The 11,751-nt window shown below is 72.8% G+C and carries 13 protein-coding genes and 3 tRNA genes; 13 read left to right on the top strand and 3 right to left on the bottom strand.

Features of this window, described 5'->3' with window-relative positions; all coding sequences use genetic code 11:
• The first annotated feature begins 6 nt into the window (after window positions 1-6).
• From ASG41_RS02760 to ASG41_RS25025, 6 genes are all read left to right on the top strand, one after another.
• Window positions 7-79: transfer RNA gene (locus ASG41_RS02760), tRNA-Thr, on the top strand.
• Between the two features lie 43 nt (window positions 80-122).
• Window positions 123-196 (top strand) — tRNA-Met (locus ASG41_RS02755).
• Window positions 197-281: 85 nt separating this feature from the next.
• Window positions 282-446: a 50S ribosomal protein L33 gene (rpmG, locus tag ASG41_RS02750; RefSeq protein ID WP_056289289.1), complete on the top strand. Its 165-nt coding sequence runs from the start codon at window positions 282-284 to the stop codon at window positions 444-446.
• A gap of 39 nt (window positions 447-485) precedes the next feature.
• A complete protein-coding gene (locus tag ASG41_RS02745) occupies window positions 486-932 on the top strand; it encodes a MaoC family dehydratase N-terminal domain-containing protein (protein ID WP_056289286.1) in 447 nt (148 codons plus the stop codon).
• The gene (locus ASG41_RS02740; protein ID WP_056289282.1) at window positions 932-1,360 is read left to right on the top strand and encodes a MaoC family dehydratase; all 429 of its coding nucleotides are present in this window, start codon (window positions 932-934) and stop codon (window positions 1,358-1,360) included. The genes ASG41_RS02745 and ASG41_RS02740 overlap by 1 nt, the downstream gene beginning before the upstream one ends.
• Before the next feature lie 2 nt (window positions 1,361-1,362).
• Window positions 1,363-2,778 carry a M1 family aminopeptidase gene (locus ASG41_RS25025; protein WP_056289279.1) on the top strand — a complete coding sequence of 472 codons (1,416 nt, stop codon included), beginning with the start codon at window positions 1,363-1,365 and terminating at the stop codon, window positions 2,776-2,778.
• A gap of 60 nt (window positions 2,779-2,838) precedes the next feature.
• On the opposite strand, the gene ASG41_RS02730 is transcribed toward ASG41_RS25025, so the two are convergent.
• On the bottom strand, window positions 2,839-4,119 hold the full coding sequence (locus tag ASG41_RS02730) for a pyridoxal phosphate-dependent aminotransferase (protein WP_056290232.1): 1,281 nt from the start codon (window positions 4,117-4,119) through the stop codon (window positions 2,839-2,841).
• A gap of 312 nt (window positions 4,120-4,431) precedes the next feature.
• On the opposite strand from ASG41_RS02730, the gene ASG41_RS02725 reads away from it, so the two are divergent.
• From ASG41_RS02725 to rplA, 5 genes are all read left to right on the top strand, one after another.
• Window positions 4,432-4,504 (top strand) — tRNA-Trp (locus ASG41_RS02725).
• Between the two features lie 130 nt (window positions 4,505-4,634).
• On the top strand, window positions 4,635-5,327 hold the full coding sequence (gene secE, locus ASG41_RS02720) for a preprotein translocase subunit SecE (RefSeq protein WP_235564392.1): 693 nt from the start codon (window positions 4,635-4,637) through the stop codon (window positions 5,325-5,327).
• 55 nt (window positions 5,328-5,382) lie between these two features.
• Window positions 5,383-6,309, top strand: coding sequence for a transcription termination/antitermination protein NusG (nusG, locus tag ASG41_RS02715; protein WP_056289276.1), 927 nt, complete (start codon window positions 5,383-5,385; stop codon window positions 6,307-6,309).
• 112 nt (window positions 6,310-6,421) lie between these two features.
• Window positions 6,422-6,850, top strand: coding sequence for a 50S ribosomal protein L11 (gene rplK / locus ASG41_RS02710; protein WP_056289273.1), 429 nt, complete (start codon window positions 6,422-6,424; stop codon window positions 6,848-6,850).
• 205 nt (window positions 6,851-7,055) lie between these two features.
• A complete protein-coding gene (rplA, locus tag ASG41_RS02705) occupies window positions 7,056-7,775 on the top strand; it encodes a 50S ribosomal protein L1 (RefSeq protein WP_056289269.1) in 720 nt (239 codons plus the stop codon).
• Between the two features lie 117 nt (window positions 7,776-7,892).
• Here rplA and ASG41_RS02700 read toward each other — a convergent pair whose 3' ends face one another.
• A complete protein-coding gene (locus tag ASG41_RS02700; RefSeq protein ID WP_056289266.1) occupies window positions 7,893-8,717 on the bottom strand; it encodes a DUF1295 domain-containing protein in 825 nt (274 codons plus the stop codon).
• A 160-nt stretch (window positions 8,718-8,877) separates the two neighbouring features.
• Window positions 8,878-10,206 carry a cyclopropane-fatty-acyl-phospholipid synthase family protein gene (locus tag ASG41_RS02695; RefSeq protein ID WP_056289264.1) on the bottom strand — a complete coding sequence of 443 codons (1,329 nt, stop codon included), beginning with the start codon at window positions 10,204-10,206 and terminating at the stop codon, window positions 8,878-8,880.
• A gap of 345 nt (window positions 10,207-10,551) precedes the next feature.
• On the opposite strand from ASG41_RS02695, the gene rplJ reads away from it, so the two are divergent.
• Window positions 10,552-11,178, top strand: a complete 627-nt coding sequence (rplJ, locus tag ASG41_RS02690; protein ID WP_056289261.1) for a 50S ribosomal protein L10 — start codon at window positions 10,552-10,554, stop codon at window positions 11,176-11,178.
• Between the two features lie 15 nt (window positions 11,179-11,193).
• Window positions 11,194-11,577 carry a 50S ribosomal protein L7/L12 gene (gene rplL / locus ASG41_RS02685; protein ID WP_056289260.1) on the top strand — a complete coding sequence of 128 codons (384 nt, stop codon included), beginning with the start codon at window positions 11,194-11,196 and terminating at the stop codon, window positions 11,575-11,577.
• The last annotated feature ends 174 nt before the right edge of the window (window positions 11,578-11,751 follow it).

The raw sequence follows: 11,751 nt of genomic DNA, 5'->3' as shown, positions 1-11,751 counted from the left end.
AAGCAGGCCCCTTTAGCTCAGTCGGCAGAGCGTCTCCATGGTAAGGAGAAGGTCTACGGTTCGATTCCGTAAAGGGGCTCCGATCAGCCCGGGCCGGTCGCCAGACCGGGCCTGACGATCGCGGCGGCGTAGCTCAGCCTGGTAGAGCAAACGGCTCATAATCGTTGTGTCACCGGTTCAAGTCCGGTCGCCGCTACCCATGACGGACCCCCTCGCGGGGTCCGTCGGCGTGTGGGGACCTCCCACACTCCACCCACCCAGCACAAGGCGAGGACACGCTCATGGCAGCCACCGACGTACGCCCGAAGATCACCCTGGCTTGCCAGGAGTGCAAGAACCGCAACTACATCACCCGCAAGAACCGTCGGAACGACCCCGACCGGCTCGAGCTGAAGAAGTACTGCCCCAAGGACAAGAAGCACACTGTCCACCGCGAGACCCGCTGACCCCAGCAGGACCGCGAGACACGACGGAGGGCGGGGAGCATGGCGCTGGACGCAGGACTGGTCGGGCGCAGCTACCCGCCCTCCGTCGTGTACGAGGTGGGTCGCGAGAAGATCGCCGAGTTCGCCACCGCGATCGGTGACCCCGACCCGGTCTACCGGGACCCCGCCGCCGCCCGCGCGGCCGGCCACCCCGACGTCATCGCCCCGCCCACGTTCGCCATCGTGCTGAGCCTGGGTGCCGGGAACGTGGTCCTGGAGGACCCCGACGTCGCCATCGACTACAGCCGGGTCGTGCACGGGGAGCAGAAGTTCGTGCACCACCGCCCCATCCGCGCCGGGGACCGGCTGGTCGCCACCGCCTCCGTCGAGGCCGTGCGCAGCGTGGCCGGCAACGACATGCTGACCACCCGCGTCGACCTGGCCACCGAGGACGGTGAGCCGGTGTGCCGCACCAGCTCGATGCTCGTCGCGCGGGGCACCGCCTGATGGCCGCCGTCGTCCGGTCCGCCGACGTCGAGGTCGGCACCGAGCTCCCCGAGCAGGTCACCCCGGTCACCCGCGCCGACCTGGTCCGCTACGCCGGGGCCTCGGGTGACTTCAACGTCATCCACTGGAACGAACGGGTCGCCACCGAGGTCGGCCTGCCCGGCGTCATCGCCCACGGCATGCTCACCGCCGGACTGGCCGCCCGCGCCGTCACCGCGTGGGCCGGCGACCCGGGAGCCCTCGTCGAGTACTCGGTCCGCTTCAGCCGCCCGGTCGTCGTCCCCGACGACGGCGTCGGCGCCGAGCTCGTCGTGCGTGGCCGGGTCGCGGCCGTGCTGGAGGACGGCCGCGTGCGCGTCGACCTCACCGTCACCAGCGGCGGCGAGAAGGTCCTCTCCCTCGCCCGCGCCGTCGTCGCGCTGAGCTGACCGTGCGCCGGGCAGCGGTGCTGCTCGCCGGTGTCCTCCTGCTGGCCGGCTGCACCGCCGCCGACGGCACCACGCCGGGCGCAGTGCCGTCGACCCCGGCACCCACCACCGAGCCCGGGGCCTGCCCCGCCGAGCGGGCCGAGCCCGACCCGGACCGGCCGCGGGTGGATCTGGAGTTCTCCCTCGCCGAGGACGGGCGCACCGTCACCGGCACCGAGACGGTCTCCTTCGCCCCCGACCTGGACACCGAGGAGCTGGTGTTCCGGCTGGTGCCCAACGGCCCCGGCTCGGTCGAGGCGGGCTCCGGCCTCACCGTCGACGACGTCCGCGGGGACGACGTCGAGCGCGGCGGGTACGAGTCCGCCGGTGCGGTCGGGCCCGGCGGCCTGTACGTGGTGGAGCTGGCAGGTGAGCTCGCGGCCGGGGACACCACCGAGGTGGAGCTGGACTTCACCTTGGCGCTGGGCGTCGGCGGGTTCGACCGGTTCGGTGCCGACGACGAGGTGTCCTGGTGGGCCAGCGGCGCCCCGCTGCTGGCCTGGGAGCCCGGTGTGGGCTGGTCCCGGGCGCCCTTCGTGGAGCTGCTGGGCGAGACGGCCTCCAGCCCGGTCGCCGACACCCGGGTGTCGGTCGAGGCGTCGGCCGCTCTGACCGTGCTGATGACCGGCGACCAGGACGAGCCCGTGGACGCCGGTGACGGCCGACGGGTCTGGACCTCGCACGAGCCGGTGGCGCGCGACGTCAGCGTCGCCGTCGGGGAGTTCCGCACCGCCACCGCGGAGGTCGACGGCGTCCAGGTGACCGCGGGGGTGCTCCCCGCCGACGCCACCGACCCGCAGGCCGTCGCGGACGCCACGGTGGCCGACATCGCCGACCTGGCCGCCCGGTTCGGGGACTTCCCCTACGCGACGCTCACCGTGCCGGTGCTGCCCGACTTCGGCGGTGGGATCGAGTACCCGAGCTCCATCCTGATGGCCAGCCCGGACCCCGTCGTCCTGCTGCACGAGGTCGCGCACATGTGGTTCTACGGGATGGTCGGGGACGACCAGGCCCGCGACCCCTGGCTGGACGAGGCCTTCGCCAGCTACGCCGAGTCGGTGCAGGACGCACCGCTCACCGAGGCCCAGCTGCAGGCCCGGCTGCGCTCGGACGTCCCGGTCGGGGGTGCGATGACCGACTACGCCGACGACCGGCAGTACGTCCAGGCCGTGTACGGCAAGGGCGCGGCGGCGCTGCTGGCTGCGCGGGCCGCAGCCGGGCCGGCGGCCTTCGACGCCGCCCTGCGCTGCTACGTCGAGGCCGCCGCCTGGACGACGGCGACGCCGGCCGACCTGGCGCTGGCCCTGCAGGACCTGCCGGCCGCCACCCGCGTGCTGCTCGACGCCGGCGCGCTGGACGACGAGGACCTCCCGGACTGACCCCCGGACGCACCGCGGGCCGCCTCCCCGGGGGGAGACGGCCCGCACGGGTCGGTCGGGTCAGCCGGCGGAGCCCAGCAGCCGCTGCATCCGGGTGATCCCCTCGACCAGGTCGTCGTCCCCGAGGGCGTAGGACAGCCGCAGGTAGCCCGGGGTGCCGAAGGCCTCGCCCGGGACGACGGCCACCTCGGCCTCCTCCAGGACCAGCTCCGCCAGCTCCACGCTGGTCTGCGGCGTGCGGCCGGCGATCTCGCGGCCCAGCAGGGCCTTCACCGAGGGGTAGACGTAGAACGCGCCCTGCGGCTCGGGGCAGGCCACGCCGGGGATCTGGCGCAGCATGTCCACGATGGTGTGCCGGCGGCGGTCGAAGGCGGTCTTCATCACCTCGACGGCCGACAGGTCGCCGGTCAGGGCGGCGATGGCGGCCACCTGGGACACGTTGGCCACGTTGGACGTGGCGTGCGACTGCAGGTTGGTGGCGGCCTTGACGACGTCGGAGGGGCCGAGGATCCAGCCCACCCGCCATCCGGTCATGGCGTAGGTCTTGGCGACCCCGTTGACGATGACGCAGCGCGACTGCAGCTCGGGCACGACCGCGGGCATCGAGGGGGCGGTGACCCCGCCGTAGGTCAGGTGCTCGTAGATCTCGTCGGTGAGCACCCAGAGGCCGGTCTCCAGAGCCCAGCGGCCGATCTCCTCGACCTGCTCGGGCGGGTAGACGGCGCCGGTGGGGTTGGACGGCGAGCAGAACAACAGCACCTTGGTGCGCGGGGTGCGCGCGGCCTCCAGCTGGCGGACCGAGACCAGGTAGCCGGACTGCTCGTCGGCGACCACCGGAACGGGGACGCCGCCGGCCAGCCGGATCGCCTCGGGGTAGGTGGTCCAGTACGGCGCGGGCAGCAGCACCTCGTCACCGGGGTCCAGCATGGTCGCCAGCGCCTCGTAGACGGCCTGCTTGCCGCCGTTGGTCACCAGCACGTCCGCGGGGGTCGCCTGGACGCCGGAGTCGCGCAGCGTCTTGGCGACGATGGCCTCCTTGAGCGCGGGCAGCCCGCCGGCGGGGGTGTAGCGGTGGTACTTGGGGTCCTTCGCGGCGGCCACCGCGGCCTCGACGACGTAGTCCGGCGTCGGGAAGTCCGGCTCGCCGGCCCCGAAGCCGATGACCGGCTTGCCCGCGGCCTTGAGCGCCTTGGCCTTGGCGTCGACGGCCAGGGTCGCGGACTCCGCGATCGCGGCGATCCGGCGCGAGACACGGCGGTCGGCGGGGGAGGGGGCGGCGGGGGAGGCTGCAGCGGGAGCGGGCTCCGACGCGGCGGGCCCCGGGGACGACAGGGCGGTCATGGGCACCATCGTGTCAGCCCGGTCACGGTGCGGTCACGACCCGGTCGTCAGCGGGGTCGCCGGCGGCCCGGGGGCGGCCTGGGCGTGGACCGGGTGGCGGCACGGTCCCCGACCTGGGCGGAGACCCTCCCGGGGGGTCCGGGGACGGTGTGTCGGCAACCGGTGTCCCGGGTCCCGTACACTTCTCGTCCTGGGGCTCGCGACCCCGCCACCGGCGTGCCCCGGGGCCACCTCATCGAGCAGTCCGAGGGTGCCCTGGACCGCCCCGGCGGCGAGGCGGGGGTCCCGGTGTCCGACCCCGGTCGGGCACCTAGGGGTGTAGCTCAATTGGCAGAGCAGCGGTCTCCAAAACCGCAGGCTGCAGGTTCAAGTCCTGTCACCCCTGCTCGTGCCGCCGGCCAGCCGGCGGCCTGCACGACCCGCCCCGCGCGGCGCAGGACCACGGTCGGGTCGACCGGACCGTCAGGGCCGGGAACAGACCCGGCCACCGACCACCGACGACGAGGCGAGGCGCAGTGAGCGACGAGGAGCCGGGCACCGAGGACGGCCGTGCACGCCGGGCCTCCGGCGGTGCCGCCGACGACGCCACCGCCACGGGCAGCTCCGCCTCCGGCGCCGGGGACAGCACCCCCGCCGACGCCACGCCGGCCGCCGCGGACGGCGAGCTGACCGACGAGCAGATCGACGCCGAGACCCCCGGGGTCGACGACGCCGCCGAGCTCGAGGCGGCCGAGGACGAGATCGCCGCCGAGGCCGCGCAGGACGAGGACAAGGTCGTGGCCACCCCGGCCCGGCGTCGTCGTGGCGCGATCACCGCCGACGACGCCGACGACGAGGACACCGACGACGCCACCGGGGCCGCTCCGCGGGTCCGGCGCCGTGACCGGCCCGGTGGCCGTCCGGCCAGCGAGGCTCGCACCACGCGGCCCGCCGGCGGGAAGAACACCGGCTCGAAGGCCGCTGACGGTGAGGGCACCCGCTCGCGGGCGGCAGCGGAGAAGGCCCGGGCCGAGGAGCTGCGGGACAAGCGCTCCATCGGCCGGTTCCTGCGCGAGGTCGTCGCCGAGCTCCGCAAGGTCATCTGGCCCGGGCGCAAGGAGCTCATCACCTACACCACCGTGGTGATCGTCTTCGTGGCCTTCATGGTCGCGCTCGTGGCCGGCCTGGACATCCTCTTCGCCCAGGGCGTGCTCGCCGTCTTCGGCTGAGCCACCACCACCGACGCTCGACGCACCACCGACGCACAGGAAAGAGACCCTCCCCGTGACCGACCCCCGCGAGACCGACGAGGCCCTCGAGGCCACCGACGCGACGCTCGACGAGCAGGCCGACGACGCCGCCGTCGAGGACGCCACCGGTGCCGTCGACGCCGAGACCGGCGTGCGTGAGACGGGCGCTGCCGAGGGCTCCGTCGACACCGGCGACCTGACCGCCGACAACCCGATGGCCGACGCGGTCGCCGGCGGCAGCGGCAACGCCCGTGGTGCCGTGGACGACGCGCTCGTCGGGGCCGACACCGAGCCGGCGCCGGACCACGACCCGCTCACCGAGGAGGTCCTCGAGACCGCCGAGGAGGAGGACGAGGACCCCGCCGAGGCGATGCGCAAGGCGCTGACCCGGGCGTTCGGTGACTGGTACGTCATCCACTCCTACGCCGGCTACGAGAACAAGGTGAAGACCAACCTCGAGTCCCGGATCACCAGCCTGGACATGGAGGACTACATCTTCCAGATCGAGGTGCCGACCGAAGAGGTCACCGAGATCAAGAACGGCAAGCGGGTGCAGGTCAACCGCAAGGTGCTGCCCGGCTACCTGCTGGTCCGGATGGACCTCACCGACGACTCGTGGGGCGCGGTCCGCAACACCCCCGGCGTCACCGGCTTCGTCGGCGCCACCTCCCGGCCCAGCCCGCTGAGCATCGACGAGGTCGTCAAGCTCCTGGTCCCCGCGACCACCCACAAGCAGGCCGCCTCCCCCGAGACGCCGTCGACGCCTGGTGGCTCGGCCACCACGCCCCTCGTCGACTTCGAGGTCGGGGAGTCGGTCACGGTCATGGACGGGCCGTTCGCGACCCTGCCCGCGACCATCAACGAGATCAACGCCGAGCAGCAGAAGCTGCAGGTGCTGGTCTCGATCTTCGGCCGCGAGACCCCGGTCGAGCTGTCCTTCAGCCAGGTCCAGAAGTTGTAGCTGAAGGACCTCGGAGCCCCCCAGCCCACGCTCCGCGCGGGCTGGGCCCCTGCTCCGAAGCCGTTCCATCCCAGACCATGCAGTTCCGGTCGCCAGACAGAAGAAGGAAGTCATGCCCCCCAGGAAGCGGTTGACCGCGGTCATCAAGCTCCAGATCAAGGCCGGCGCGGCCACCCCCGCACCGCCCGTCGGTCCGGCGCTCGGCCAGCACGGCGTCAACATCATGGAGTTCTGCAAGGCGTACAACGCCGAGACCGAGTCTCAGCGTGGCGACGTCGTCCCCGTCGAGATCTCCGTCTTCGAGGACCGCTCGTTCACCTTCATCACCAAGACCCCGCCGGCCGCGCGCATGCTGCTCAAGGCCGCCGGTGTCGAGAAGGGCTCGGGCGAGCCGCACAAGACCAAGGTCGCCACGGTCACCCGTGACCAGGTCCGCGAGATCGCGCAGACCAAGATGGCCGACCTGAACGCCAACGACCTCGACGAGGCCGAGAAGATCATCGCCGGCACCGCCCGGTCGATGGGCATCACCGTCGCGTGACGTCGGGCCGCCCGGCGGGCGGCCCCGCGACACCGCACGGAGCGACACGGCACGGAGCGACACGGCACGGGCACCACCTCACGGGCCCGACTGCACGACCGGCACCACCCCCGCACCTGCACCAGAGCTCTTGTGGGAGGGCCCAGCCAGGCCCGCACACCACGCAGTCGCGCCCCGGGCGCGACCCGAACGAGGGGATCCTCGAATGGCCAAGCACGGAAAGGGCTACCGCAAGGCAGCCGAGCTCGTCGACGGCGACCACCTGTACAGCCCGCTGCAGGCTGCAGGTCTGGCCAAGCAGACGTCGACCACGTCCTACGACGCCACCGTCGAGGTCGCCATGCGCCTGGGCGTCGACCCGCGCAAGGCAGACCAGATGGTCCGCGGCACGGTCAACCTGCCCCACGGCACCGGCAAGACCGCCCGCGTCATCGTCTTCGCGACCGGTGACAAGGCCGCCGAGGCCGAGGCCGCCGGCGCCGACGTCGTGGGCTCCGACGACCTGATCGAGCGCATCCAGGGCGGTTTCCTGGACTTCGACGCCGCGATCGCCACCCCGGACCAGATGGCCAAGGTCGGTCGCATCGCCCGCATCCTCGGCCCCCGTGGCCTGATGCCGAACCCGAAGACGGGCACCGTGACCCCCGACGTCACCAAGGCCGTCAACGACATCAAGGGCGGGAAGATCAACTTCCGCGTCGACAAGCAGTCCAACCTGCACCTGGTGATCGGCAAGGTCTCCTTCGACGAGGCCAAGCTGGTGGAGAACTACGCCGCAGCCCTGGACGAGGTGCTCCGCGCCAAGCCGTCGGCCGCCAAGGGCCGTTACGTCCGCAAGGTCACCGTCTCCACGACGATGGGCCCGGGCATCCAGGTCGACCCGAACCGCACGCGCAACCTGCTGGTGGACGAGCCCACCCAGTAGTCGACGGACCCTGTCGGCCCCCTCGCCCCCCTGGTCACGCTCCGCGCGACCAGGGGCCCTGCGAGGGGGCCGACAGGAAGGGCCCCGCAGCTGACGCTGCGGGGCCCTTCCTGCGTCTCAGTGCTTCTTCGGGGGGAGTGGGAAGAACCCACTGGTGCGCTCCACGTACTCGGCGAAGCCGCGGCGGGAGCTCTTCATCCGCTTGTCGGTCATGGCCGCGCCGGAGCCCTTCACCAGGTTGAGGGTCATGAGCACCGGGCAGAGGACGAAGACCAGCCCGGACCAGTGCCCGGCGGTGAGCAGCCACAGGCCCCACATGACCGCGGCGTCCCCGAAGTAGTTGGGGTGACGGGTGTACTTCCACAGCCCACGGTCGTTCACCTCGCCCGCGTTGGCGGGGTCGGCCTTGAAGCGCTCGAGCTGCCAGTCACCGACCGTCTCGAAGGTGAAGCCGACCGACCAGACGACGACCCCCAGCAGCGCGACCACCAGCGGCCAGCCCGACGTCGCCGGGCCCTCCTGGTAGGCGGCGACCTGCAGCGGCAGGGAGACCACGAAGAGCACCGCGACCTGGCTCAGGTAGACCCGGCGGTAGATGTGCGCCGCCGGCGAGCCCTTCGCCCGGGCCAGGATGTCCACGTAGCGCGGGTCCTCCTTCGACCCGTTGCGCCGGCCGATGTGCACCGCCAGTCGCACGCCCCACGCCGTCGTCAGCGCCAGGGCCAGCAGCTGCCGGCCGGCGTCGCCGTGGTCACCGGCCTGCGCGACCAGCAGCCCCACCAGGGACACGACGACGAAGCCCAGCCCCCAGACGACGTCGATCACCGAGTGCCGGCCCAGCCGCAGTGCCAGCAGCCAGGTGCCGGTGAACACCGCCAGCAGCACGCCCAGCGTGATCAGCGCGTTGACGCCCAACGCGCCCCAGTCGACCCCGACGTCCATCCGTGTGTGCTCCTCGTCCTCGGGCCGTGGCTGACCCGTCCCTCCAGCATGTCCTGCCGGGTGTGCGTGCACGCGTCACCGCCGGCCGGACACCCCGGAGGGGGTGGCCGACCGGCGGTCGCGGTCGATCAGGTGGTGCGGGTCGTCGCGGGTGGGGCGGTCAGCCCGGGGTGACGTCCCAGCCGCGACGGGTGGCGGGCATCCCGCTGCGCCCGTCGGGGCGGGGCTTGACGAAGAGCAGCTGGTCCACCCCCATCCGGTTCTCGGCGAAGGTGAGCCCACCGCCGGCCAGGTAGAGCCGCCAGATCCGGGCACCGGCGACGCCGATGATGGCGACGACCTCGTCCCAGCGGTCCTCCAGGCGCTGCGCCCAGGCACGCACGGTCCAGTCGTAGTGCTCGCGGATGCTCTCCACGTCGCGCAGCTCCAGGCCGGGCCGGGCCAGCATCTCCGCCGTCCCCCAGGTGGGCCGCATGTGCATGTCGGGGGCCACGTAGCGCTCGATGAACGCGCCGCCGCCGGGGGCGCTGGGGTGGCTCATGGCCTGCACCAGCACCCGGCCGCCGGGCTTGACCAGCCGGTGCAGCGTCTCGGCGTAGACCGGGTACTGCTCCTGGCCGACGTGCTCGCTCATCTCGATCGAGCTGATCGCGTCGTAGGGCCCCTCGGCGGGCATCGGCACGTCGCGGTAGTCCTGCAGCCGCACGGTGACCCGGTCGGCCAGCCCGCGCTCGGCGACGAGCTTCTCGATGTGGTCGCGCTGCTGGGCGGAGATGGTGACGCCCGTGGCGTGCACGCCGTGGTGCTGAGCGGCGTAGAGCAGCATCGAGCCCCACCCGCAGCCCACGTCCAGCAGCCGCATCCCCGGCTGCAGACCCAGCTTGCGGCAGACCAGCTCGAGCTTGTCCCGCTGCGCGTCGGTCACGGTGTAGCTGCCGTCGGCGGCGCCGGGGTCGGTGGCCGGGTCCTCGCGGAAGTAGGCGCACGAGTAGGCCATGTGCTCGTCCAGCAGTGCCTGGTAGACGTCGTTGCTCTGGTCGTAGTGGTAGCTGATCGCGTCGCTGTCCCGGTCGGTCGAGTGCTTCTCACCCGACAGCACCGCCTCCTCCGGAGGGGCGGGCGGACGCGGGCCCACGATGCCCAGCCGCAGCGCCGTCCGGCCCCAGCGGAGCTGGTCGCGCAGCGTGGGCAGCGCCGGCGGGCGCTCGCGGACCAGCGACCACACCCGGGACAACCCCTCGGCCAGGTCGCCCTCGACGTCGATCTCGCCGGCCACGTAGGCGCGGGCCAGACCCAGCTCGTTGGGGTCCCACAGCAGCCGGCGCAGCGCGGTGCGGCTGCGGAGCACGACCACGGGGGCGTCGAGCGGGCCGGCCTCGCTGCCGTCCCAGGCGCGGATGCGGACCGGGACGCGGCCGCCGAGGACCTCGCCGACCAGGGCGGCGAGCCGCCCGGCGACGGACCGGTCGGGGGAGGTGGTGCTGGACATGCGTCGGTGCTCCTGTCGTGCGGGGGACTGGCCGAGATCCTCCCGGGTTCGCGGCGGGCGGTCCCGGCGGATGGGCCCGGCCGCCGCCCGTGTCGCCGATGGCGTACTCTTGCCGGAGTTCCCCCCAGACCGCTGGTCGTCGCACGTGCGCGTGTGATCGAAGGTCCCGGATCCCCGGGCGACCCGCGCAGGTGGACGGTCCGGTCGACAGGCGTCCTACGCCTGCTCTCTCGCCCCGTGCGCCCTGCGCCGGGGCGTCTGTCGTCTCTGACGAGGTCCAGGCCCTCTCGATCGTCTGCGCCCCGTGCCTCCTCCGGTGGTCGCCCCGACTGAGAGAGGAGGCCCATGCCCACGCAGGCCAAAGCCGAGGCGATCGCTGAGATCACCACTCGGTTCCAGGACTCGAGTGCGGCGGTGCTCACCGAGTACCGCGGGCTGACCGTGGCGCAGCTGACCCAGCTGCGTCGTTCCCTCGGTGCGGGCAGCAGCTACGCCGTCGTCAAGAACACCCTGACGAAGCGGGCCGCGGACCAGGTCGGTCACTCCGACCTGGCGCCGCTGCTCAACGGCCCGACCGCCATCGCGTTCATCTCCGGTGACCCGGTGGAGGCCGCTAAGGCCATCCGCGACTTCGCCAAGGCCAACCCGGCCCTGGTCGTCAAGGGCGGCGTCGTCGAGGGCCGCACGGTCGATGCCGCCGAGGTCACCCGCCTCGCCGACGTCGAGTCCCGTGAGGTCCTGCTGGCCAAGCTGGCCGGCGCGATGAAGGGCAACCTGACCAAGGCCGCCGGCCTGTTCCAGGCCCCGCTGTCGCAGGTCGCCCGCCTGGCCGCCGCACTGCAGGAGAAGAAGGAGGCGGCCGGGGAGACCCTGCCCGCCGCCGACGCTCCCGCCGCGGACGAGACCGCTGCTGCACCCACCACCCCCGACACCACCGACGCTGACGCCGCGCCTGCGGCCAGCGACGACTGACCAGAAGGAGACACCATGGCCAAGCTGTCCACCACGGAGCTGCTCGACGCTTTCAAGGAGATGACGCTCCTGGAGCTGTCGGACTTCGTGAAGGAGTTCGAGACCACCTTCGACGTCACCGCCGCCGCCCCCGTGGCCGCCGCTGCCCCGGCCGCCGCCGGTGCCGCTGCTGAGGCCCCGGCCGAGCAGGACGAGTTCGACGTCATCCTCGAGGCTGCCGGCGACAAGAAGATCCAGGTCATCAAGGAGGTGCGCGGTCTCACCTCCCTGGGCCTCAAGGAGGCCAAGGACCTGGTCGACGGCGCGCCGAAGCCGGTGCTGGAGAAGGTCGCCAAGGACGCTGCCGAGAAGGCCAAGGCCGCTCTCGAGGGCGCCGGCGCCACCGTCACCGTCAAGTGACACCCCGCCCGGCGCTCGCCGGGCACGTCACCCACGGGTGACACCTGCACCACCGCACGACCCGCAGGGGCCGTCCTCCACCTGGAGGACGGCCCCTCTGGCGTCTCCGGGACGGCGCGCGTCGGTGAGACGGGGGCCACGCGTTAGGCGTGACCCACGTAACCACTAACCTCC

It is taken from the genome of Modestobacter sp. Leaf380, from assembly GCF_001424485.1.
In the GTDB taxonomy this organism is placed as follows: Bacteria; Actinomycetota; Actinomycetes; order Mycobacteriales; family Geodermatophilaceae; genus Klenkia.
The sequence above is the reverse complement of the archived record's forward strand: the minus strand, read 5'-3'. Positions and strand labels throughout refer to the sequence as shown.